Source organism: Neorhizobium sp. 05N33, assembly GCF_056397445.1.
Genome location: NZ_JBFTNK010000008.1, coordinates 186,827 through 208,701 on the forward strand (window position 1 = coordinate 186,827; position 21,875 = coordinate 208,701).

21 protein-coding genes are annotated in these 21,875 nt (G+C 61.5%); 4 read left to right on the forward strand and 17 right to left on the reverse strand.

Translation table 11 applies throughout. The features are described 5' to 3' along the window. Nucleotides 1-46 precede the first annotated feature (46 nt). Genes AC1DLT_RS20510 through AC1DLT_RS20530 form a run of 5 tightly spaced genes read right to left on the reverse strand, consistent with a single transcriptional unit; the run spans nucleotide 47 to nucleotide 3,921 of the window. Nucleotides 47-883, reverse strand: a complete 837-nt coding sequence (locus AC1DLT_RS20510) for an ABC transporter substrate-binding protein (protein WP_041364086.1) — start codon at nucleotides 881-883, stop codon at nucleotides 47-49. A gap of 32 nt (nucleotides 884-915) precedes the next feature. Beyond that, nucleotides 916-1,683 (reverse strand): amino acid ABC transporter ATP-binding protein, encoded by a 768-nt coding sequence (locus tag AC1DLT_RS20515; protein WP_477487969.1) that lies wholly within the window; start codon nucleotides 1,681-1,683, stop codon nucleotides 916-918. After that, on the reverse strand, nucleotides 1,680-2,441 hold the full coding sequence (locus tag AC1DLT_RS20520; RefSeq protein ID WP_477487970.1) for an amino acid ABC transporter permease: 762 nt from the start codon (nucleotides 2,439-2,441) through the stop codon (nucleotides 1,680-1,682). Before AC1DLT_RS20520 ends, AC1DLT_RS20515 begins: the two co-directional genes overlap by 4 nt. Continuing rightward, nucleotides 2,438-3,145 (reverse strand): amino acid ABC transporter permease, encoded by a 708-nt coding sequence (locus tag AC1DLT_RS20525; protein ID WP_247135760.1) that lies wholly within the window; start codon nucleotides 3,143-3,145, stop codon nucleotides 2,438-2,440. The genes AC1DLT_RS20520 and AC1DLT_RS20525 overlap by 4 nt, the downstream gene beginning before the upstream one ends. After that, nucleotides 3,142-3,921 carry an SDR family oxidoreductase gene (locus AC1DLT_RS20530; protein WP_477487971.1) on the reverse strand — a complete coding sequence of 260 codons (780 nt, stop codon included), beginning with the start codon at nucleotides 3,919-3,921 and terminating at the stop codon, nucleotides 3,142-3,144. The genes AC1DLT_RS20525 and AC1DLT_RS20530 overlap by 4 nt, the downstream gene beginning before the upstream one ends. A 233-nt stretch (nucleotides 3,922-4,154) precedes the next feature. Between AC1DLT_RS20530 and nac the strand changes: the two genes are divergently transcribed. Beyond that, nucleotides 4,155-5,060, forward strand: a complete 906-nt coding sequence (nac, locus tag AC1DLT_RS20535) for a nitrogen assimilation transcriptional regulator NAC (RefSeq protein ID WP_477487972.1) — start codon at nucleotides 4,155-4,157, stop codon at nucleotides 5,058-5,060. 36 nt (nucleotides 5,061-5,096) lie between these two features. Here the strand turns inward: nac and AC1DLT_RS20540 are convergent, their stop codons facing one another. The 11 genes from AC1DLT_RS20540 to AC1DLT_RS20590 form a co-directional block, all read right to left on the reverse strand. Continuing rightward, on the reverse strand, nucleotides 5,097-6,302 hold the full coding sequence (locus tag AC1DLT_RS20540; RefSeq protein ID WP_477487973.1) for a pyridoxal phosphate-dependent aminotransferase: 1,206 nt from the start codon (nucleotides 6,300-6,302) through the stop codon (nucleotides 5,097-5,099). Nucleotides 6,303-6,349: 47 nt separating this feature from the next. Continuing rightward, on the reverse strand, nucleotides 6,350-7,117 hold the full coding sequence (locus AC1DLT_RS20545; RefSeq protein ID WP_477487974.1) for a 5-oxoprolinase subunit PxpA: 768 nt from the start codon (nucleotides 7,115-7,117) through the stop codon (nucleotides 6,350-6,352). Between the two features lie 28 nt (nucleotides 7,118-7,145). Further along, nucleotides 7,146-8,141 carry a 5-oxoprolinase subunit C family protein gene (locus AC1DLT_RS20550; RefSeq protein WP_477487975.1) on the reverse strand — a complete coding sequence of 332 codons (996 nt, stop codon included), beginning with the start codon at nucleotides 8,139-8,141 and terminating at the stop codon, nucleotides 7,146-7,148. After that, a complete protein-coding gene (gene pxpB, locus AC1DLT_RS20555) occupies nucleotides 8,138-8,845 on the reverse strand; it encodes a 5-oxoprolinase subunit PxpB (protein ID WP_477487976.1) in 708 nt (235 codons plus the stop codon). Before pxpB ends, AC1DLT_RS20550 begins: the two co-directional genes overlap by 4 nt. Beyond that, nucleotides 8,842-9,264, reverse strand: a complete 423-nt coding sequence (locus tag AC1DLT_RS20560; protein ID WP_477487977.1) for an acetyl-CoA carboxylase — start codon at nucleotides 9,262-9,264, stop codon at nucleotides 8,842-8,844. The genes pxpB and AC1DLT_RS20560 overlap by 4 nt, the downstream gene beginning before the upstream one ends. Next, entirely contained in the window at nucleotides 9,261-10,652 is a 1,392-nt protein-coding gene (accC, locus tag AC1DLT_RS20565) for an acetyl-CoA carboxylase biotin carboxylase subunit (protein WP_477487978.1), read from the reverse strand. The genes AC1DLT_RS20560 and accC overlap by 4 nt, the downstream gene beginning before the upstream one ends. Continuing rightward, nucleotides 10,652-11,095, reverse strand: a complete 444-nt coding sequence (locus tag AC1DLT_RS20570) for an acetyl-CoA carboxylase biotin carboxyl carrier protein (RefSeq protein WP_477488015.1) — start codon at nucleotides 11,093-11,095, stop codon at nucleotides 10,652-10,654. Before AC1DLT_RS20570 ends, accC begins: the two co-directional genes overlap by 1 nt. A 179-nt stretch (nucleotides 11,096-11,274) precedes the next feature. Next, nucleotides 11,275-12,345 (reverse strand): alpha/beta hydrolase, encoded by a 1,071-nt coding sequence (locus AC1DLT_RS20575; protein ID WP_477487979.1) that lies wholly within the window; start codon nucleotides 12,343-12,345, stop codon nucleotides 11,275-11,277. A gap of 114 nt (nucleotides 12,346-12,459) precedes the next feature. Next, nucleotides 12,460-15,531, reverse strand: coding sequence for an efflux RND transporter permease subunit (locus AC1DLT_RS20580; RefSeq protein ID WP_477487980.1), 3,072 nt, complete (start codon nucleotides 15,529-15,531; stop codon nucleotides 12,460-12,462). Next, entirely contained in the window at nucleotides 15,528-16,613 is a 1,086-nt protein-coding gene (locus tag AC1DLT_RS20585; RefSeq protein WP_477487981.1) for an efflux RND transporter periplasmic adaptor subunit, read from the reverse strand. Before AC1DLT_RS20585 ends, AC1DLT_RS20580 begins: the two co-directional genes overlap by 4 nt. Beyond that, complete coding sequence (locus tag AC1DLT_RS20590; RefSeq protein WP_477488016.1) at nucleotides 16,610-17,671, reverse strand: efflux RND transporter periplasmic adaptor subunit; 1,062 nt, start codon at nucleotides 17,669-17,671, stop codon at nucleotides 16,610-16,612. The genes AC1DLT_RS20585 and AC1DLT_RS20590 overlap by 4 nt, the downstream gene beginning before the upstream one ends. 122 nt (nucleotides 17,672-17,793) lie before the next feature. On the opposite strand from AC1DLT_RS20590, the gene AC1DLT_RS20595 reads away from it, so the two are divergent. Next, on the forward strand, nucleotides 17,794-18,411 hold the full coding sequence (locus AC1DLT_RS20595) for a TetR/AcrR family transcriptional regulator (RefSeq protein WP_477487982.1): 618 nt from the start codon (nucleotides 17,794-17,796) through the stop codon (nucleotides 18,409-18,411). A gap of 106 nt (nucleotides 18,412-18,517) precedes the next feature. Here the strand turns inward: AC1DLT_RS20595 and pdxR are convergent, their stop codons facing one another. After that, nucleotides 18,518-20,026 (reverse strand): MocR-like pyridoxine biosynthesis transcription factor PdxR, encoded by a 1,509-nt coding sequence (gene pdxR / locus AC1DLT_RS20600; protein ID WP_477487983.1) that lies wholly within the window; start codon nucleotides 20,024-20,026, stop codon nucleotides 18,518-18,520. 128 nt (nucleotides 20,027-20,154) lie between these two features. Between pdxR and AC1DLT_RS20605 the strand changes: the two genes are divergently transcribed. Together AC1DLT_RS20605 and AC1DLT_RS20610 are read left to right on the forward strand one after the other, a co-directional pair. Beyond that, entirely contained in the window at nucleotides 20,155-20,793 is a 639-nt protein-coding gene (locus AC1DLT_RS20605; RefSeq protein ID WP_477487984.1) for a LysE family translocator, read from the forward strand. A gap of 17 nt (nucleotides 20,794-20,810) precedes the next feature. Further along, nucleotides 20,811-21,719 carry a dihydrodipicolinate synthase family protein gene (locus AC1DLT_RS20610; RefSeq protein ID WP_477487985.1) on the forward strand — a complete coding sequence of 303 codons (909 nt, stop codon included), beginning with the start codon at nucleotides 20,811-20,813 and terminating at the stop codon, nucleotides 21,717-21,719. Nucleotides 21,720-21,875: the final 156 nt, after the last annotated feature.

Genomic DNA, 21,875 nt, shown 5'->3' on the forward strand with positions numbered 1-21,875 from the left:
TTCGTTGATTTGCGATTGAGTTCAGGCAGAGCCGAGCGAGAGACGATTACGGGATTGGGTCGAACTTCAGTTCGGAAAGCGGCACCACCTTGTCGGTGCGGGTCATCTTGTATTCGGTGTCCTGGCCAAGCCACTTGTCCCAGATCTTGTTGAGATCGCCGGACGTGTCGAGCTTGCGCAGGATTTCGTTGACCTTGGCGGTCAGGGCGGGATTGTCCTTGGCCATGCCGATACCGATTGGCTGGAAGAGCATCGGCTCCTCGATCATCCGCATCGGCTTGCCCTTTGTCTTGGATTCGTTCACCAGCTTGGTCGTGGTCATGGTGTTGGCGACCATGCCGCGTGCCTTGCCCTGCTGGACGGCGAGATAGGCGGAGCCGGTGTCCTGGAAGGTCAGCGGATCGGACTTGTTGAGCTTGATCGACATTTCCGATGTCGAACCCTTGGTGGAGGCGACGCGCTGGCCCTCGTAATCGGACTTCTTCTTGCCGGCATCGTCGACTGGAACGATCAGCATTTCCTTGGCGAGATAATAGGGATCGCTGAACTGGATCTGCTCGGCGCGGCCCTGGGTATAGGCAAGATTGGCAACCGTGATGTCGACGCGGCCAAGCTTGACTTCCGGCACGCGGGCTTCGACCGAAACCGGCTTCACTTCAGCCTTGACGCCGAGTTCCTTGGCGATGGCATTGCAGAGATCGACGTCGAACCCGACCATCTCGCGCGTCTTCACATCCGGAGCGGCGAATGGCGGAACGTCGGCGAACGTAGCGCAGCGCAACGTCTTGCTGGCCAGGATCGTGTCGAGTTGGTCCGCGACCGCCGGCGAAGCGGCACCGGCCGCTGCCAATGCGATGGTTAGTGTCAGGCATTTCCAGTTCATTGCTGTTCTCCTTGTTATGATGTCTTGATTGGTCAATGGCGCAGATCGGACAGGAACCGCTGGGCTCGGGGATGACGAGGGTTCTGGAAGAAATCCTTGGGCGGCGCCATTTCGAGGATCTCGCCCGCATCGATGAACCAGATGCGGTCTGCGACATCGCGGGCAAAGCCCATCTCGTGGGTGACGCAGAGCATGGTCATACCGTCGGCAGCCAGGCTCTTCATGACGCTCAGCACCTCGCCCACCATTTCCGGGTCGAGCGCGCTGGTCGGCTCGTCGAACAGCATGACCGGCGGTTCCATGGCAAGTGCCCGGGCAATCGCCACGCGCTGCTGCTGCCCGCCGGATAGCTGGCCTGGATAGGAATTCGCCTTGTCGGCAAGCCCGACACGATCGAGCAGCTTGATGGCCTTGTCGCGAGCGACGTCCGCAGAAACGCCCTTCACCCGGATCGGCGACATAGAGACGTTCTCGACCGCCGAGAGATGCGGAAACAGGTTGAAGCTCTGAAACACAAACCCGATCCTGCTGCGCAGCCGGTTCAGTTCGCGTCCGCGCATCGGGGCATGAATATTCTGGCCCTCGAAGTTGATCGATCCGCTGTTGATTTCCTCCAGCCGGTTGACGGTGCGGATCAGCGTGGACTTGCCGGAACCGGATGGTCCGCAGATCACGACGACCTCGCCGCGGCCGACCTCGGCGTTGATGTTGCGCAGGACCGGATAATCGCCGTAGCTCTTGCAGACATCCGAAAGGCGGATGGCCTGGCCATCCTGCAGCGGGGAAACTGGCATCGTCATGGCTGCTCCACAAGTGTTTTGAGGGGGACGGCCTCGGTGGCCAGGCAAGCGTTGCGGCGCGGACCTGCGCGGCGGCGTGCAATGCGCCGCTCGAGGCTGTTGGCCACATAGGTCAGGCTCCAGCAGAGCACGTAGTAGACGGCAGCCAGGATGATGAAGACCTGGAAGGGCTGGGTGAACAGCTGGTTGTTCACCTGGCTTGCCGCGAAGGTCAGGTCCGGCACGTTGATCACGTAACCGAGCGTCGTGTCCTTGATCGTCGAGACGAATGTCGAGATCATGCTCGGGATCATGTTGTAGAGCGCCTGCGGCAAGATCACGAAGCGCATTGCGCTGAGATGGCTGTGGCCGAGCGCCCTTGCCGCATCCATCTGCCCCTGGCCCAGCGAGACGATGCCGGCCCGCACTACTTCGCTCAGGAACGCCCCCTCGTAGACGACCAACGTTACGAGCATGATCAGGAAGCTTGGTACGTCGGCACCGGTCCAGAGCGGAACCAGGAAATAGCACCACAGAATAAGCATCAGCAGCGGCACGCCCCGGGTGACATAGACGAGGCCCGTCACCGGCCATCTCAACGCCCGCCATTTTGAAAGGCGTGCCAGGGCGAGCAGGATGCTGACCGGAAAGGCAAGCAGGATCGCCAGCAGGGAGAGGATGATCGTATTGGCGAGCCCGCCCAGCGGTCCGTTGGGATACTGCCCGATCAGCAGGAGCAGCCAATAGTCATGGATGATGGTGATGATGTCCTGGATCATATGCGCGCTCTCCGAGCCGGATCAGCGCGCATCGACAGATAAGCACCGGCCCCCATGATGATGAGCGAGAAGAACAGGTAGAGGACCGTGCCGACCAGGTAGATTTCGAAAGTGCGGAAGCTGAGGTTTTCAATCTCCTTGACCGCGTGCGTCAGTTCCGAAGCGCCGACGACGATCGCCAGGCTGCTGTTCTTGAACAGGGAAACGCTGTGATTGATCAGCGGCGGCAAGGCATTGCGCACGCCCTGAGGCATGACCACGAAGCGCAGGGCCGAGATATAGCCGTGACCGAGGGCCTTGGCGGCTTCCATCTGGCCCGGGCTGACGGAGCGCAAGCCGGACCGCAGGTCCTCGCTGAAATAGGCTGCCTGGCACAGTCCAAGGCCGATGATGGCGAAGATCGCCTCCGCATTGTGATCCGTCAGCCAATTCGCCAGGCCCTGCGGCAGCAGCGTGAATATCCCGAAATACCACAGCATCAGCTGCACCAGGGTCGGCACGTTGCGATGGTAGGAGATGTAGGCCTTGACGATGGGCTCGCCGATCCTGACCGGCGACATGCGGAACGCCAGCAGCAGGATCGCAAGCGTCATCGCCAGCAGCCACGAACCGACATAGATGGCGAAGGTCGTCTCGATGCCGTGCAGCAGCATCGCGCGATAGTCGGAATTGGTCAGGATCGCGGATAGATCAAAGCCGGTCACCGCTTCGCGCCTTCAGCTTCGTAGACGGCTGCGGAGGTTTCGGGCCTGGCAGTCTGCAGCCCGCCCATCACCTGCAATGTCGGGGTGATTTCTATATGGCCGATATTGACGGCAACCGGTGCGGCGATCGCAAAGGCGATCGCGTCGGCGATGTCGGATGCCTGCGGCAGCTCGAACCCGTCGATGAAACGTTCGCGTACGCTCGGATCGTTGCCGTGCACGTGATTGAAGATATCCGTCGCGACACGCCCGGGGCAGATTTCCGTCACGCGGACGCGTTTGCCGAATGCGTCGATCCTGAGCTGATTGGAGAGCATGGCGACGCCGGACTTGACCGCGTGATAGATGGAATTGCCGCCGAAATTGTAGTTGCCGGCGATCGAGGAGATGTTGACGACATGGCCGCGGTCGCGCTCGACCATGCCGGGAACGATCAGGCGGCAGATATGCAGAACGGCGCGCAGATTGACGTCGACCAGCAGATCGATGTCTTCGGCATCCGCCTGCAGAAATTTCTTCGGCCGGTCGACGCCGGCATTGTTGATCAGAATGTCGAACTGGACGCTCTCGGCAAGTTCAGCGATCGCGGCACGGTCGGTGACGTCGATGACATGCGCGATACAGCCCGTACGCTCGGCGAGGTCATTGAGGGCATCAGCACTACGAGCGATCGCATGCACCTCGATATTCTCGGCGCGGAGACGTTCGACGACGGCAGCGCCGATGCCGGACGATGCGCCGGTGACCAGTGCGGTCCTGTAATCGGAGAATGACATTCTGATCCCCTTGTTGTTGGCGTGGACAGTATCGAAGCTTTAACGGCTTGCCTAAGACCGATTATTTCTGGAGTAATAAGCAAGTTTTATGGAGCTTGCCGGATGGCGAGCGCCCAGCCCCAAGGCGTTGAATTCCTTGTGGCGGAGTAGGCGGCCATCCTGCAGGGCCGCATTGCCAAAGGCGGGCATGTCTGCAAAACATAGGCCTGCGGAATAGAGCATCACCCGACCCCATGGATATTAGGCGCCTCAAATCCTTCATCGTCATCGTCGACAGCGGCAGCATCACCCGCGCCGCCGATATCCTTCACCTCGCACAGCCGGCGCTCAGCCAGCAGCTTGCGGCGCTCGAGGAGCATTTCGGCCAGAAACTGCTGATCCGCAGCCAGCAGGGCGTCAGCATGACCGATGCGGGACATGCAGTGTACAGGCACGCGCAGATCATCCTGCGCCAGATGGAGCAGGCGCAGGCGGACGCCGCAGCCGCCGGCAATTCACTGGCGGGCCGGGTCTCGGTGGGCCTCGTGCCGTTCAGCAGCGCCGCGACGCTCTCGGTCGATCTCCTGGCGGAAACGCGCAAGCGGCATCCGGGCATCCTGCTTCACCTGACCGAAAGCGTCGGCCAGACCTATAGCCAGATGATCATGAACGGGCGGCTGGAAATGGCGCTGATCCATGGCATCGGGCCGATCAAGGGCGTTCGCTTCGAACCGATCCTGAGCGAGGAATTTTATCTCGTCGCGCATCGCAACTTCGCGATCGAGGCGGATTTGAAACCCGTGCCGCTCGGCGCCCTGGATGGAATGCCGATGCTGCTGCCGCCGGCCTATAATTTCGTGCGCCGCGCCATCGATACCGCTTTCACCCGCAGCAGGATCAATCTCAAGGTCGTGGCGGAAGTGGAAATCGTGCGCACCCTCGCCCGCGCGGTCGGAAATGGGCTCGGGGCGACGATCATGCCGAAGGCCATTGCCGACCGCATCGTTTCCGAGTCGAGCGAACCGCTCGTCTGCCGGGTCGTATCGCCCCGGATAGAGGAAACGCTTTCGCTCTGCACGTCTGACCAGAACTCGTTGTCGGAACCGGCATTTGCCGTCCGGGACATTCTCGTCGAACTGACCGAGCGGTTGAAACTCTGAGCAAGCTATTTCCGAGGCGGAAGTCGGCACTTCATCTCAGTGCATCGATTTGCAGAACTCGGCAATGCGCGCACAACCCTCGTTCAGCATCTCCATGCTGGTCGCATAGGAAATGCGGAAATACGGGCTCATGCCATAGGCCGCACCCTGGACGGTCGCGACATGGTGTTCCTCTATCAGGCCCATGACGAAATCGACGTCGGTCTCGATCTTCCGCCCGCCCTTCGTGGTCTTGCCGATCAGGCCCGCCATGTTGGGATAGAGGTAGAACGCCCCTTCCGGCTTGTGGCAGCGCAGGCCTTCGCTTCCCGAGAGCCTTTCGACGACGAAGTCGCGCCGTTCCCGGTAGATCGCCGCACGCTCCTTGAGCAGATCCTGCGGGCCGTCGAGGGCAGCGATGGCGGCGGCCTGCGTGACCGTCGTGATGCCGCCGGCGTTCTGGGAGTTGACCTTGCTGATCGCCGCGACCAGTTCCTTCGAACCGCTGGCGCAGAAGCCCAGCCGCCAGCCGGTCATGGCATAGGCTTTCGAGACGCCGTTCATCGTCAGGACGCGGTCGTAGAGCCTGGGTTCGGCCTCGGCTATGGTGCAGAATTCGAAATCGTCATAGACCAGATGCTCATAGATGTCGTCGGTCAGGATCCAGACATTCGGGTGCCGCAGCATGACCTGCGCGATCGCCGCCATCTCGGCCCGCGAGCAAGCCGCACCCGTGGGGTTGTTCGGGAAATTCAGGATGAGCCATTTGGTGCGTGGCGTGATCGCCGCGTCCAGATCCTCCGGGCGCAGTTTGAACCCGGTCTGCTCGAAGCAGGGAACCGCGACAGGCGTTCCGCCGGCGAAATGGACGATATCCGCGTAGCTTACCCAGGAAGGGGTCGGAATGACCACCTCGTCGCCCGGGTTCAGGGTTGCGAGCATGGCGTTGAAAATGGTCTGCTTGCCGCCAGCCGACGCAACGATCTGGCTGGCGTCATAGACGAGATTGTTGTCCCGCTTGAACTTCCTGGCGATCGCGGCCTTCAGCTCCGACGTACCATCGATCGGCGGATATTTCGTATCGCCACCCAGTCCCGCAACGTGAGCGGCCTCGATCGCGTGGGCTGGTGTGGGGAAATCCGGTTCCCCGGAGGAAAGGCTGACGACCTTGATGCCCTTGGAGGCCAGTTCCCGGGCGCGCTGGGTCATGGCAGCGGATGCAGGGATGGAAACGTTCTTCAGGCGGTCGGCGATGGACGGCATTGACTTGGTCTCTCGGTGAAACGGAAATTGTGATGGCAGGCATCCGGTCAGGACGCGAGTTCGGTCGCAGGCGCGAGCGTCGCGCCGGAAGCTTCGATTTCGCTGCGGACGATCCGGGCAAGCTCAAGCGAGCCAGGCGTATCGCTGTGCACGAGAATGGAGCGAGCCGGCATGGCGATGATCGTCCCGTCGATCGCTTCGACGGTCGCATCGGTCAGAAACCGGCGCACCCGTGCACGAACCGCCTCCTCCTCCTTGACCAGCGCACCCGGCAACCCGCGGGCGACGAGCTTGCCGCCGGCGTCATAGGCGCGGTCGGCCAGGAAAAGTGCCAGCGTCTTCAGCCTGGCGCGCTTCGCGGCCCTCTCGATTTCGCTGTCCGGCGTCACGAACACCACGAGGTTCGGATCGACGCTCGAAATGGCATTCATCAGCAGGTCCGCCAGCGCGGGATCCCGATTGGCCATGTTGCCCATGGCCGCGTGAAAGCTGAAATGGCCGACGGTCATATTCTCGGCCTTGGCGATCGCGGTCAGGGCGCCGAGCTGGTACAGCATCTGCTGGCGCAATTCGTCCGGCTGGTAAGGCATTTCGCGCCGGCCGAAACCGGCCCGGTCCGGCAGGCCCGGATGTGCGCCGATGCCCACGCCGTTCTGCTTGGCGAGGCGCACCATGCGCGCCATCGTGTCCGGATCCCCGCCGTGAAAACCACAGGCAATATTGGCCGACGATACGACCTGCATCATCGCCTCGTCGTCGCACAGGCGATAGGGGCCGAAGCCTTCGCCCATGTCGGAATTCAGATCAATCTTCATCGCGTCCTCCATCTGATCGCGAATGGCGTCAGGTCATCGCCTTCAAGGCGCGCTTGACCATTTGTGATGTCCGCTCGATGTCCTCGACATACCGGGAGACAATGTATTCGACCGCGCGGGCCTCGGCATGTGTCGAGCGCACGAACCGCAATCGGCTGCCGGCACGCGCCTGCCCGAGCCGCCACAGATCGGCTTCGATCACGCCGGCGATCTTCGGATAACCGCCCGCCGTATTGGCGTCGCTCATCTGGATGATGGGCTCCCCGCCCGGCGGTACCTGGACCACGCCGGGCACCACGCCATGCGAGCGCATTTCGACCGTCTTCACCGGCTTGATCGGTGCACCGGAAAGACGGTAGCCCGTGCGGTCGCTGCGCGACGAAATCCTCCAGACCTGGCTCCAGAAAGCCTCGCCGTCATCGGCGAAAAGCTCATGTTCTCCGGCGGGAATGGCGCGGATGAGCAGCGTGCCGTCATCTGCTACGGGGAACGCGTCGCGCAACGCGGTCGCCGGCGCCACGGCGGCGATGCCGCCTGCCGGGAGCGGAAGAGGTTGGGGAAGGGCACAGACCTCGATCCGGTCTCCCTTCATGAGCGGCCGGCCGGCATTGCCGCCGAACCCACCGCGCAGCGCCGTGCTTCGCGAGCCCATGAGAACGGGAACGTCTATCCCGCCGCCGAGCACGATATAGGCGCGCGCAAGCTTCGGCGGCTGTTTCAGCTCGAGGATCTGTCCAGCCTCGGCCCGATACGCACACCACGGCAGCAATGCCCGGCCATCGAGCAGTGGCTGACCATCGGCGCCCGTGACGGCAAACGCGGTAGGAACCTCGAAACGCAGCTTGAAAGGAAACATCTGTATCTCGATGGCAGCCGCATCCTGCGGGTTGCCGACGAGGATGTTGCCGATCCTGACCGCGAGCGGATCCATGGCGCCGCCGGCGGAGACACCGATATCGCGATAGCCGGGGCGGCCGAGATCCTGCACCGTATTGAAGGGACCGGTTTCGACGATTTCGATCATAGCTCGATCCTGTCCGGCACGAAGCGCACCGTGTCGCCCGGCGCCAGGAGGGCCGGCGTGGAAGACGTCGGGTCGAACATCTGCAGATCGGCATAGCCGATGGAATTCCACCCGTTCGGGCCGGTCAGCATCGCGACGCCCGTCTGCATTCCGCCGATCGTCACGCAACCCTTTTCCATCTTGAGCGACGGAACCGTCTTGCGGGGCATGTAGATACGGGCATCGAGGCCATGCAGGTAACCGAAACCGGGAGCGCTTCCGAGCGCAAAGACCCGATAGGTCGCATCGTGATGGAGGCGCACCACCTCCCGATCGCTCAAACCGGAAAAATCACAGACCGCCGCAAGATCAGTCGCATAGGCACCACCGTAATGGACGGAGATCTCGATCGTCTTTCCGGAGAGATCGAGGCTGGGGACGTTGTCCCAGGCCTCCAGAAGTCGGCCGACGATGAACTGCGGATCCTCCGGCGTTGCCGTAAAGATCGCCAGCAGGTTTGTCATGCCTGGTATCACTTCCGCGACATCCGCCCAATCCCTGACCACATGGGATAGCGCCCAGATGAAACGCTGTGCCGGCAGATCGAATTCACCCGCCGCTTCGAGCAGGAAGGAGCGCCCTCCAATGAAGGAAACGCGCGCCCTGCCTTTCGTCGCCGTGACGATCTGGTGCGAAGACGCAAGGGGCTTTGACGTGGCGATCATGGCTGGGGCTCGATTTCAAACAGGGGATCGCCAAATCCGACCAGTGCGCCGGGCTCCGCCAGCCGCCGCGCCAACAAGCCGGATCGGCCAGCCGGAACGGGAAGCAGCACAGATCCGATGCGGATAAAGCCGACGACATCCTTGTCGGAAACCCTGCGCGGCAGTGTCTCGGTCTCCTCGAAACCCGAAGGATGGGTGGCGTTGAAACATCCTGCAATCGGCGCCTTGACGGTCACCGCATTGGCCGGGTTCGACCCGATGCCGCCTGTCAAACGGATGTGCGGCCCCTCGCCCTTCGAGATGACGAGGCGAAGTTGCCCAACCGGACCGGAAATCTCGAGGCCGTCGACGCCGGCCGCCGTCAGCGCTTCCGTCAGCGCAGCGATCATTGCCGGATCACTGAAATCGATCGTGCTCATGCGGCTCTCCGCTGCTTGAGCCATTTCTCCAGGTAGTGGATGTCCGTTTCGCCCCGAGCAAAGGCTTCGTCCTCGAAGAGCGCCCGCAGGAGTGGCAGGTTGGTGGAAATCCCCTCCACCCTCGTACCGGCAAGCGCCTCGCGCATCCTTGCCATTGCCTCGGCCCGTGTCGGAGCGTGCACGATCAGCTTGGCGATGAGGGAATCGTAATAGGGAGAGACCCGATAGCCGGCGTGAATATGGGTGTCCACCCGCACGCCCGGCCCTTCGGGAAGCGCAAGCTCGGTGATGGTTCCTGCCGACGGCAGGAAGCTCTCCGGAGCTTCGGCATTGATGCGGCACTCGAACGAATGGCCGCTGCAGCGGATATCGTCCTGCCGCAACTCGAGTGGAATACCCTGGGCGGCGTTGATCTGCGCATGGACGATATCGATGCCGCTGGTCATTTCCGTGACCGGATGCTCGACCTGAAGGCGCGTGTTCATCTCGATGAAATAGAACTCGCCGTCTTCATAGAGGAACTCGAACGTTCCGACGCCGCGATAGCCGATCTGCCGGCAGGCCGCCACGCAGGCCATTCCCACCGGTCCGATCAGATCGGGCGAGATGCCGGGCGCCGGGGCCTCCTCGACCACCTTCTGGTGGCGCCGCTGCATCGAGCAATCCCGGTGCCCCAGCCAGATGGCATTGCCGTGGACGTCGCACAGGACCTGGATTTCGATATGCCGGGGATGCTGAAGGAATTTCTCCATGTAGAGCGCGGGAGAACCGAAGGCCTGACGCGCTTCCTCGCGGGTCAGCGCGATTGCCTCGTGCAGTGCGCCGGCCTCGGACACGACGCGCATGCCGCGGCCGCCGCCGCCGCCGGCAGCCTTGATGATGACGGGATAACCGATTTCTTGCGCAGTTCGTTCGACGGTCGCAGGCTCGTCGAGCAGCGCCGTCTGGGGACCGGGAACGCAGGGAACGCCCGCAGCGATCATCGCCCGCTTTGCCGATATCTTGTCGCCCATCGTCGAGATCGACGAAGCATCCGGCCCGATGAACACAAGACCGGCCTTTTCGACGGCCTCCGAGAAGGCCGCGCTTTCCGACAGGAAACCGTAGCCGGGATGAATTGCGCCGGCACCGGTCAGCTCTGCCGCGAGGATGATGGCATCTTTGTTCAGATAACTTTTCGCGGCATTCGCCGGGCCGATACACAGAACGCTGTCGGCCGTCTTGCCAAAAGGCGCCTGCCGGTCGGCCTCCGAGCAGATCGTCACGGCTTTCAGACCAAGCTCGCGGCAGGCGCGCTGAATGCGAAGGGCGATCTCTCCCCGGTTGGCAATCAGGACGGTATCGAAGCGGCGATTGGCCGAGGCGGTGTTTTTGGGAGGTTCGCCCATCACGCGATCTCCGCGAGCACGTCGCCGACTTCAACTTCCACACCATCGATCTCGGTCAGCCACGCAACGCGACCCGCAAGCGGCGCCGCGACCGTATTGAAAACCTTCATGGCCTCGATGATGAAAAGCGTCTGCCCCTCTTCCACGACATCGCCGATCCTGACGAACGGCTCCTGTCCCGGAGCGGATGCCCGATGCAATATGCCGAAGACCGGTGCCTTCAGCTGAAAAGCCTGTTTTGCCGAGGCCGCAGGCGACGAGCCGGAAACAGGCTTCACTGCCGCACCGACGGTTTCGTCCGGATCCGAAACCGGAACGACGATTGCTGCATTGCCAGCGTTACGGAAGATCCGGACCGTGACGTCCTTTTCCGTGACCGACAACTCGGTCACATTCGATCGTCCGACAAAATCGATCAGCGTCTTTATTTTCGACAGGTCCATCAGTGTGCTCGGCATTTCGGAATGCCGATCGCAATCCACGGAAACCGGATCGGGATCGGCTGGCCACTGCGTAACATGGCGATCCCGAGATGGGGTCAGAAGAAGTTTCAATGACCGTCAATCGGAGGCCTCGCACGCGTCAACGAAACCAGCCGGATGGGTACCGGGCGAAGGCGACGTCATTGCTGGGCAATTTGTCCGGCGAGCCTGAAAGGACTTGCAACAGCCGCGCCCGCCGCATCGAAGACCAATACGCCAACGTCTCCGCTCGTTCGCGCACGCGCTTCCGCCTTGACAAGCTCGCCACCAAACCGGGCAAGCGCGGCATAACGGTCGTGACCAAGACCGTCGGATGAACTGACGGACGATATGTCGATGACGCTGACATGAGCGGCCGTTATTTCCTTCCGAACCAGGGGATCATCGATATCAATGCGGCCGACGCGTGGACGTTCGCCACCAAGGAAGCTGGACACCGCCAGAGCCCGGTCGGTTTTTGACACGAGCAATGCAATCGGGTTCCGCAGCATGCCGATATCGCGCAACTGGGACCTGAACACGTCGACGTCTATATCTGGCGCGGCGAGAATGATCTGCAGCTTGCCGACGACGTCGTCACGACCTTGAAGCTTCAGCTGCCTAGCCGCCTCCATGGACAAGAAGCCGCCCATGCTGTGCCCGAACAGGACGACGCGCTTGATCTTCGGAGTTTCGGCCAGCGCCATCAAGACGCTTTCGAGTTCGCTTCTGGAGTAGAGAGTTGCGTCTCGGTCAGTGACATACCCGGTCACGCTTGCCGCAGAAGGCCAGGAAAACAGGATCGGCGGACTGAGCGTTTTGGCGTCCGCTGCCATCTGCGCAGCCCTGAACAGCGCCTCCTGATAGTTGGTGTTGTAGCCGTGGACGAAGACCGCCACGGTCCCGTCGAAGTTTGCCGAACGGATCGCATCGTCGATCCAGGCTTTGCGTGTCAGTTGATCGCGACTGGTCACGACGAACTGGCGGCGCGGGTCCGGCCTTCCCGACGGATAGATGATGGTGCTTCCCTTACGATCGCTGGGAACTGAAAAGGCGTACCGTTCGTAGGTCAGGTCGCCTGACCATTGGCTTCCAAAACCGCCGTCTTCCTTGACCTTGCTACGGTTGGTGACAGAAAGCAGGGTGACCTTCTCGCTTTCGACCTGCTTGATCGCCGCAGGGCGAAGCACCTCGGCTGATGGGCGGGAGGCGCACCCGGCCAGGCCGATCATGACGGCAAGAACGGCAAAGCCGTAGCGTGTCCTGCAAGCATAGATCGAGGGGAAGAAGTGCATCGAGTGCCTTAATCTGGAGAAGAAGGGCGCTCGCAAGCGCCCTTTCGTGGATCAAGCTTGTGCGGCTTCCGGTGAAATATTCGGTTCTTCGCGCGGTATCCGGAACCAGGCCACATAAAGGGCCGGCAGGAAGAGAAGCGTCAGCACCGTGCCGACGACGATCCCGCCCATCATGGCGTAGGCCATTGGTCCCCAGAAGACTTCCCGGGAGATGGGGATGAGGGCGAGCGTCGCGGCCGCGGCGGTCAGCAAGATCGGGCGCATGCGGTGTTCCGTCGCCTCGACCACCGCCCGCCACGGCGGCACGCCCTCGCTGCGCAGATGCTCGATCTGGACCACGAGGATGACCGAGTTGCGGATCAGGATACCGATCAGGGCGAGCACGCCGAGGATCGCGACGAAGCCCATCGGAGCATTGCTGAGAAGAAGTGCCGCCACGACGCCGATAAGAGCAAGGGGAGCGACTGCGAAAACCAGGAACAGGCGGCTGAAGCTCTGGAGCTGGATCATCAGGATCGTCGCCATGGCGAACAGCATGAGCGGAGCGACGGCGGCGATCGGCCCCTGCGCATCGGCGCTTGATTCCACCGAGCCGCCGACCTCGACCTTGTATCCCGCGGGGAGAGTCTTCGTGAACTTTTCGACCTCGGGCTTGAGCTGTTCGACGATTGTAGCGGGCTGCGTCGGCCCGGTGACCGCGGCCTTCACTGTGACCGTGGGGATGCGATCCCTTCTCGCGATCATCGGCTGTTCGAGTTCGTAGCGGAACTTGGCGACTGCGGAAAGCGGGACGGATTTGCCGTTCGATCCGGGAAGCTGGAGATCTCGCAGCGTTTCGATCGAACCTCGCTCCGCATCCTGCGCCCTGCCGATCACGTCGATCAGGTAGATGCTGTCGCGGATCTGCGTTGTCGAAGACCCTTCGACGATGCTGTTGAGTACGTTGGCGATATCCTCGGAGGAGACGCCAAGCTGGCGAGCCTTGTCCTGGAGCACATCCACCTTGACGACGCGCGAGGGCTCATTCCAGTCATAGGTCATGTTGGCGATGAGAGGATGCCGGTTGACGATGGCTCCAAAACGATGCGAGAGCTCGCGCACCGTCTGGATGTCCGGGCCGCTGACGCGGTACTGGACTGGCTTGCCCACCGGCGGACCGATATCCAGGAGTTTGACGAAAGCGTCGGTCCCGGGAAAGGTCTTTGCGACATAGGTCTGCAGGTCCCCGCGCAGCCTGTCCCGGGCTTCCAGGTCCTTGGCGACGATGACGATCTGCCCGAACCAGACAGCCGGGGTCTGCACGTCGTAAGACAGGATGAAACGCGGCGCCCCTTCCCCGACATGTGTGGCCCAATGGTTGATATCGGGGTTGCCGACGAGTTTCTCCTGTTCGAACTGCGTCATCTGGCGGTTCGTTTCGGCTATCGTGCTGTTTTGCGGCATGCTCCAGTCGACGATCAGTTCGACGCGGTCGGACGCCGGGAAGAACTGCTGCTGCACGACGCTAAGACCGCCGAGCGAGAGGCCGAAAACAGCGATGGTGGCGGTGATCGTGACCCAGCGCCAGCGCATGGCAACCCCCAAAAGCCAGGCAAATCCCCGCGCGGTGCGCCCCTTGTGCTCGTGGTGGGACTTCATCGTCTTGGGCAGGATCGCAACGCCCAGCAACGGCGTGAAGAGGACGGCCACAACCCAGGATACCAGGAGCGAAACCGCAATCACGACGAACAGGGTGAAGGTGAATTCGCCCGCCGCGCTGTTGTTGAGGCCGATCGGGATAAAACCGGCGACTGTGACGAGCGTGCCGGTCAGCATCGGAAAGGCAGTCGACGTATAAACATGGGTGGCGGCTTTGCGCAGATCGTCGCCTGACTCGAGGCGCGCCACCATCATCTCGACGGCAATCATGGCATCGTCGACGAGGAGCCCCAACGCGATGATCAGAGCACCGAGCGAAATGCGCTGCAGCGAGATACCCGTATATTCCATGACGACGAAAGTGATCGCCAGGACAAGCGGGATCGAGATCGCGACCACCAGTCCGGCGCGCAGCCCGAGGCTGATGAAGCTGATCGCCAAAACGATAGCGATTGCCTCAAACAGCGCCTTGGTAAAACCGGACACGGCTTCTTCCACGACGGCCGGCTGGTCGGAAACCCGCTCCACACTCACCCCGATCGGAAGATCGGCAACGACGCGCTTCATTTCCTCGTCCAGCGCATGGCCGAAGTTCGTGAGATTGGCACCTGCCGTCATGCCAATTGCCAAGCCTATTGCGGGTTGTCCGTTGAAGCGGAAGAGCGCGGACGGCGGGTCGACATACCCTCGCTTGATCGTCGCGACGTCGGTCAGCGGGAAAAAGCGATCATTCACTCTGAGATTGATGGCCCGCAAACTCTCTTCGGTCGTAAACTGGCCACCGACGCGCAATGCGATCCGCTCCGGCCCTGCATCCACGAAGCCGGATTGCGCCACCGCATTCTGGGCTTGAAGCGTTTCGATAACGGCCTGGCGGTCGATGCCGAGCGCCGCGATCTTGCGGGTCGAAAATTCGAGATAGACGGCTTCATCCTGTGCCCCGATAATGTCGATCTTACCGGCATTCGGAACAGTCAGGAGCTTCGCTCTTGCGTCTTCCACCAGATCGCGAAGCTGGCGCTGCGTCAGGCCGTCGGATTTGAAGGCGTAGATGTTGCCATAAACATCGCCGAAAGTGTCATTGAAGAACGGACCGACGACGCCACTGGGGAATTCGCCCTTGATGTCGTTGATCATGTTGCGGACGCGAAGCCAGTTGCCCGTCACGTCCCTTGCTTTGGTGGTCGCAAGCAATTCAACGTAGACCGTAGTCTGGCCGGCGACCGTTTCGCTTCGCGTGTAGTCCAGCGCGTCAAGTTCCTCGAGCTTTTTTTCTATCCTGTCCGTCACCTGACGGGTCATTTCTTCCGCGGACGCGCCCGGCCACCGTGCGTTGATGATCATCGTCTTGATGGTAAAGGCAGGGTCTTCTTCACGGCCGAGGTTGAAGTAGGAAAACGTGCCTGCAAGGATGAAGACGATCATGAAATACCAGACGAGCGAACGATGCTCGAGCGCCCAGTCCGAGAGGTTGAAGGATTTCACTTGAGGGTCTCCTGATCGATGCGAACGGTCTGGCCGTTTACGAGGGTGTTGACGCCGGCGGTGACGATCCTGTCACCGGGTTTGATCCCGTCGGTCACCGTGACGGGGCCACTTGCAACGGCTTCTTCGGCAAGCGTGACCGGGGCGGAGGTGACCTTGCCCGTCGCGTTGTTGACGATCCAGACGAATGCCTTCGATCCCTCTGTCCGGATCGCGGAGGATGGCAGCCGGATCAAGGTCTTCGCCTCCCCCATGGAACTGGCCGTTATGACCGAGCCGAGCCTGAGTGCCTCAGGCGGATCGATCAGCGTCAACCGCGTGCGTCGCGTACGCGTCGCGTCGTCCGCTTCGGGCGTGATCTCGCGGACCACGCCCCTGGCGTGAATGCGGGGATCAAGCTGCAGGGCGACGTCGAAGGATGCGCCTGGCTTCAAATGGTCGCCGGCAGCTTCGGGCACGTCGACCACCGCGTCGCGCTCTTCCGGTCGCGCGACGGTCGCAACGCTTTGCCCCGGCGAGACGACAAGGCCTACCTCGGCGGCAGTCTTGGTGACCACACCGTCGAATTCGGCGAGCAGACGTGAATAGCTCAGCTGTTCGTTCGCCTTGTCCAGATTTGCCTGGGCCTTGGCGACCGCAGCTTCTGCGGTTTTGCGCTCCAGCTCGGCGGTTTCAAAGGTGGCCCTGGCCCCGCTCTGTCTCTCGAGCAGAGTTCTCTGCCGGTCTTCTGTGATGCGGGCGTTGGCAAGTTGCGCCTGGCTGTTGGCAAGGTCGGACCGTGCGCTTTTGACCGCCAGCTCGAGAGCCACCGGATCGATGGCTGCCAGGACGTCGCCTTTTTTGACGAGGTCGCCGACCTGGACGTTGCGGGCGATGACCCGGCCAAGAATGCGGAAGCTGAACTCGGTCTCGATGCGGGCTTGGACAGTGCCGGGCAGAGTGAACGCCGCTTGCGGGACCGGTTCGGCTAACTGAGATAGGACCGGGCGGGGAGGCAGCGATGTCGCGTCCTCTTGCCCCTGGCAAGCCGACAGCATCGCGGCCGCTGCCAGAAGCGCCGTCAGGCGGAGACCAATTTTCATCTTGCAGTTCCTTCATAAGACACGTGGTCGCCCTCGCTCAGAAACTTCGTGCCGTTGGAAACGACAATGTCACCGGCAGACAGGCCGGACTCGACGGAGAAGCGTCCACTGGCATAGGCCGCGACCTCCACGCGATGGAGGGAGACGGCGCTCGTCTTCGGATCGACGAGCCAGACGGCCGGCCGCCCCGAACGGGAGGCCATTGCCGACCAGGGCAGCTCGATGACGGTCTCAGGCTTGTACCGCGCGGTTGCAACCACGGCGCTCCCCAAGGGAGCGTCAGGCGCATCTTCGAGAGCGAGCTTCACCCGGATCGTCCCCGTCGTGGTGTCGATGGTCGGCGATACCTCGCGAACCGTGGCCCGAAACCTGTCGCTTCCCGACAGGAGCCTGACCTCGGCAACGTCCTCAAGCGCGCGTCCGAGAAGAGCGGACTCGTTGGCATTGATCACGGCGTCCCGTGGACCGTCGTGGGCGAGTGTGAAAATAAGCTGGGCGGCCTGCGCTACCTGACCGACTTCGGCATTCCTGGCGGTAATGATGCCGTTGTCATCCGCCTTGAGGTCCGTTTGGCCGAGCGTATCGCGGGCCGTATCCAGCTGGGCCTGCGCGGACTGAACCGCGGCCTGCGTCGTCAAAAGGGCTTCGCGTGCGTTATCGAGGGCAGCCTGGGTCGTTACGCCCGTGGTGAAAAGGCTCTGCTGCCTGTCGAATGCCTGCTGGGCCTGCGTTTGCTGTGCCTCCGCGGATTGGAGGTTGGCAAGTGCCACCTGAAGGTCAGCCCTCTGCTCCTGCGCGTCGAGGCGTGCGAGAACCTGGCCGGCCTTGACGTGATCGCCGACATCGACCAGCCGCGCGATAATGCGACCGCTGACGCGGAATGAAAGGTCGGACTGGACCCTGGCGCTGATCTCGCCCGTCGTCGAAATGGTTTCCGACACCGGTACCGCTTGAACAGTCACGGTCTCCACGTGTCGCGCGTTCTTCTGTCGAGCCTCTTCCTGAGGAGCGCAAGCCGTGAGGCATGCGATGGAAAACCCCAATAAAACGCCTGTTATTAACTGTCCCATAAGCCGCCTCTCAAGTCGCTTTTAAAGCCGATTATAATTGACTAACCGGAAAGTCAATGAAATAATACTGACGTATTGAGCCGCGGGACCTGTTGGTGAGGAATGTGAACATGAAAAAGCTGACGCGCGCAGAACAGAAGGCTCTCCGGCCCGCGCAGATTCTCGACGCTGCCTTTGAGGAGTTCATCGAACAAGGCTACACGGCAGCGCGGGTGGAAGATATCGCCGCCCGAATAGGCGTGACGAAAGGGACGATCTACGTCTACTTCCCCACCAAGGAGGCTCTATTTTCGGCCATGGCACGGCATATCGCGGTACCATTCGAGAACGTTCTAGCCGAGGCCAGGGAACTCACCGGAAGTTGCGCGGAGCGGCTGAGATCCTTGATCCTGCTTTTTTACGAGCGCGTTATGGAAGACCGCAGAACCCGGGAGCTGCTTCGCTTCGCTATCTCTGAGGGCGTGCGTTTCCCCCAACTCATCGATGACCACTACGCGGAACTCGTCGTGCCGATCCTCGTCACGGGGCAGGCTCTGATCGACGAAGGTGTCCGTCAGGGGGAGTTTCGGGACGGACCTGCCGCGGTTGCACGCGTCATACTTGCGCCTGCGTTGGCCTTGATTGTCGAAACACTGATCCACGACGGTCGTCTCGATCTTGAAACGCCGAGATATATCGAGGCCCATCTTGATCTTGTCTTGCACGGTCTCGCGGCCGCCAGGACCTGATCAGGCGAAAGGGTGTGTGGTCGATCCGGAAATCGACCCTCCATCGGAAGACGTCTCTTCTCGAAGTCAGAGAACAGCGGATGCGTTACGTAGCCGCCAGTGGAAACTATGCGACGGTCGAAAACTTTCCGTTGTCGCCCCTCTGTCCGCCCAGAGGCCCCTCTTCGCCGATGAAGCTAAGGTATGCGCGATGCAACTTTTCCACTCCTTTGGAGAGTTGATCGACGGACATGGACGCATAGCCAAAGATATAGCCGGCTCGTTCATCGCTCGGCGATGAGAACAGGCGAGCGATAGGATAGATTCCAATGTCGTGGCTTCGGGCAATATCCGCGAAACGCGCCTCTTGTCGGCAGGAAATGGTGTTGAACCACACGACCACGTGAAGCCCCGCAGTCGTGCCGACGATCTCGATCTCATCCCCAAAAGCGCTGGTCATCGACGCCAGGAATACGGTGCGTCGCTCGGCGTTAAGCCTCCGCATTTTGCGGACATGCCGCTCGTAAGCCCCGGTCTCGATCAGCGCGGCGAGAGCCTCCTGCTCGAACGTGGATGTGTGCCGATCGGCAATCCGCTTGCATTCGATGAAGGCTTCGACGAGTGGATGCGGAAGTATGATGTATCCGAGCCGGAGCGTCGGCGACAGGGTTTTTGAGACCGTTCCGACATAGATGACGCGCCCTTGCCCCGAGAGATAAAGGGGCGGAATGGGGCTGACATCGTACCGATACTCGCTGTCGTAGTCGTCCTCGATGACATAAGCGCTCGCCGACATGGACCACTCCATCAAGGCTTGGCGATGCGCAGCAGGTAAAACTCCTCCCAGAGGAAATTGGTGGCTCGGCGTCACATAGGCCACCGCGATGTCGCCAACCTCGGGAAGCCTGGTGGTGTCTATGCCATGAGCGCCACAAGGTACGGCAACGATGTTTGCTCCGACGGCGAGCATGACGTTCTTGGCCATGGCATAGCACGGATCTTCGACCACGACTCCGTCTCCGGGATTGACGAGGACCCGAGCGCAGAGGTCCAGCGCCTGCTGCGATCCGTTCACAACCATAATCTGGCCGAGATCGCAGCTGATGCCCCTTGAGCGCCAGACATAGCCCTGCAACGCCTCCCGCAAGGATCGGCTTCCAGCTGGGTCATCGTATCCCAATCTGTCGCGATGCCTGAGGAAAGCGGTATTCAGCGCTTTTCGCCAGGGAGCCTTTGGAAAATCCTCTGCCGCGATATCGCCGTAGCGGAAATCGAATTTGAGCGGCGGCCTTCCGGCGGTGCTGTTCGGCGGCAGAGCCATCGCACGAGTTGCATAGGCGGAAAGCCGGCGGGCGGTGATAGCCGAACGGTCGGGCGGAGCAACCTGGCTCACCCGCCCTGCCGAAGCAACACACGCTTTCCGTCCCTGCTGCACCCGGACATACCCCTCCGAAACAAGCTGGTCGAATGCGGCGGTCACCGTCGTCCTCGAAACACCCAGTTCTTCCGCAAGCGAGCGGCTTGAAGGCAGAGCGTCACCGACACCATAGACGCCAGCCTCGATCTGCTTGAGTAGGGAATGATAGATACGGCGCGTCGCTCCAGTCCTGCGAGACCCTTCTCTGTACTGGACCAATGAAAATCTCCAAAACTGGCAGTTTAGTTTGTGCCAATGAACTGCAATAGGTCATTTGCAGTCAAGACAATCGTCACCGGTAGCAATTGCATCTTTCGATGCTGGATAGGTTTAAAGGGTGTCCAGGAATGAATTCCGACCTGCATCAGTTGCTCATAGTCTATGCAGCATATGTCATCGCCGCTGGTAGCCCCGGCCCGAGCAACATGCGCATTATGGGCGTGGCGATGGCTCGCGGCAGAGGTGCTGCGCTCGTGCTCGCCTCCGGCGTTGTCAGCGGCTCGATCTTCTGGGGTCTGATGGCCTCGACGGGCATCTCCGCCTTGTTGGCCAGGTATGCCCAGGCTCTGATCGTTCTCCAGATTTTCGGGGGCTTGTATCTGCTGTTCCTCGCCATCAAGGCCGGACGTTCGGCGCTGACGTCGAACGAGAAGCTGGCGGCACGCATGTCGGCGGATGACGTTGCTCTTTCTCGGGCTGCTCTCTACCGGCGGGGCCTCCTGATGCATTTGGCGAACCCGAAATCCGTGCTGGCATGGATCGCGCTGGTCACGCTGGGCATCGGCCCGAGTTCTTCATGGCAAAGCATCGCCGCCATATTGGCTGGCTGCGCCGTCTTGAGCGTCGTGATCTTCTGTGGCTACGCCATTGCCTTCTCCACAGCGCCGATGGTGGCTCTGTACCGCCGCTGCCGCCGTTGGATCGAAAGCCTGCTGTCGCTGTTCTTTGCGTTCGCGGGGCTGCGCATGCTGCTCTCCCGTATTTAGTTTGAAAAGGTTGGATCATGACTTTGTTCAATGGCCTGTCTGCGTTCCCCCTGACCCCGACCGATGCTGAGGGGCGCATTGACGCCGAGGCGCTGGCCCGTTTTCTCGAGCGTATCCATCACGCGAGAGCAGATTCCATCGGGTTGCTCGGCAGCACGGGCGGCTATGCATACCTCACGAAGGAAGAGCGCAAGCGTGCCGTCGCGGTTGCTGTTGAATGTATTGGCGGCAAGACTCCTCTTGTGGTGGGTGTAGGAGCATTGCGCACCGACGACGCTCAGGCTTTGGCGCGCGATGCCAAAGCCGCTGGCGCCGACGGTCTGCTCCTGGCGCCCATGTCATACGTTCCCCTGAACGAGGACGAAGTCTTTCAGCACTTCGTCGCTGTGGCCGAGGCGGGCGAATTGCCTTTGTGCATCTACAACAATCCGAGCACCACGCGCTTCACATTCAGCGATACGTTGATCGCCCGGCTGTCGGCGGTGTCCAACGTGGTCGCCGTGAAAATGCCCCTGGCGGCCGGCGGCGATTACGCCGGGGAACTCGCACGCCTGCGACAGGTCACCTCTGACAGGTTCGCGATCGGATATAGCGGCGATTGGGGGGCAGCCGATGCCTTGCTTGCGGGATGTGATAGCTGGTACAGCGTTGCGGCAGGCCTGCTGCCGGGCCCGGCGCTTGCGCTGACGCGGGCTGCGCGGGCCGGCGACACTGTCGAGACCGCGCGGTTGAACAAAGCTTTCGAACCCCTCTGGACCTTGTTCAAACGCTACGGCAGCTTCCGCGTTATGTTCGTCATTGCGGACCTCCTGGGTCTGGCGCGCGTCCAGCCGCCGCGTCCGATTCTGCCGTTGCCGAACGACGCCGGAGATGACGTCAGGCTGGCATTGGAGATGATCGAAGGCGCGAGCCGGCAGAGGCTTTAGCGCGCCGGGCGCGGTTGGGGCATCTTCCGTTTATCTGCCGCCTTTACTCAGCCAAGGTTCCAAGCCGGGGGAAGGCATGGTCACGGCTCTCGACCTTGCACCTGAAAAGGCACGACGAGCAGAAGGAAGATGGGCAAGGTGAATGCCGGCCCTGTC

Coding starts and splice junctions, on each gene's coding strand:
- AC1DLT_RS20510 (WP_041364086.1), bottom strand. CDS start 883: ATGAACTGGAAATGCCTGACACTAACCATCGCATTGGCAGCGGCCGGT.
- AC1DLT_RS20515 (WP_477487969.1), bottom strand. CDS start 1,683: ATGACGATGCCAGTTTCCCCGCTGCAGGATGGCCAGGCCATCCGCCTT.
- AC1DLT_RS20520 (WP_477487970.1), bottom strand. CDS start 2,441: ATGATCCAGGACATCATCACCATCATCCATGACTATTGGCTGCTCCTG.
- AC1DLT_RS20530 (WP_477487971.1), bottom strand. CDS start 3,921: ATGTCATTCTCCGATTACAGGACCGCACTGGTCACCGGCGCATCGTCC.
- nac (WP_477487972.1), top strand. CDS start 4,155: ATGGATATTAGGCGCCTCAAATCCTTCATCGTCATCGTCGACAGCGGC.
- AC1DLT_RS20540 (WP_477487973.1), bottom strand. CDS start 6,302: ATGCCGTCCATCGCCGACCGCCTGAAGAACGTTTCCATCCCTGCATCC.
- AC1DLT_RS20545 (WP_477487974.1), bottom strand. CDS start 7,117: ATGAAGATTGATCTGAATTCCGACATGGGCGAAGGCTTCGGCCCCTAT.
- AC1DLT_RS20550 (WP_477487975.1), bottom strand. CDS start 8,141: ATGATCGAAATCGTCGAAACCGGTCCCTTCAATACGGTGCAGGATCTC.
- pxpB (WP_477487976.1), bottom strand. CDS start 8,845: ATGATCGCCACGTCAAAGCCCCTTGCGTCTTCGCACCAGATCGTCACG.
- AC1DLT_RS20560 (WP_477487977.1), bottom strand. CDS start 9,264: ATGAGCACGATCGATTTCAGTGATCCGGCAATGATCGCTGCGCTGACG.
- accC (WP_477487978.1), bottom strand. CDS start 10,652: ATGGGCGAACCTCCCAAAAACACCGCCTCGGCCAATCGCCGCTTCGAT.
- AC1DLT_RS20570 (WP_477488015.1), bottom strand. CDS start 11,095: ATGGACCTGTCGAAAATAAAGACGCTGATCGATTTTGTCGGACGATCG.
- AC1DLT_RS20575 (WP_477487979.1), bottom strand. CDS start 12,345: ATGATCGGCCTGGCCGGGTGCGCCTCCCGCCCATCAGCCGAGGTGCTT.
- AC1DLT_RS20585 (WP_477487981.1), bottom strand. CDS start 16,613: ATGAAAATTGGTCTCCGCCTGACGGCGCTTCTGGCAGCGGCCGCGATG.
- AC1DLT_RS20595 (WP_477487982.1), top strand. CDS start 17,794: ATGAAAAAGCTGACGCGCGCAGAACAGAAGGCTCTCCGGCCCGCGCAG.
- AC1DLT_RS20605 (WP_477487984.1), top strand. CDS start 20,155: ATGAATTCCGACCTGCATCAGTTGCTCATAGTCTATGCAGCATATGTC.
- AC1DLT_RS20610 (WP_477487985.1), top strand. CDS start 20,811: ATGACTTTGTTCAATGGCCTGTCTGCGTTCCCCCTGACCCCGACCGAT.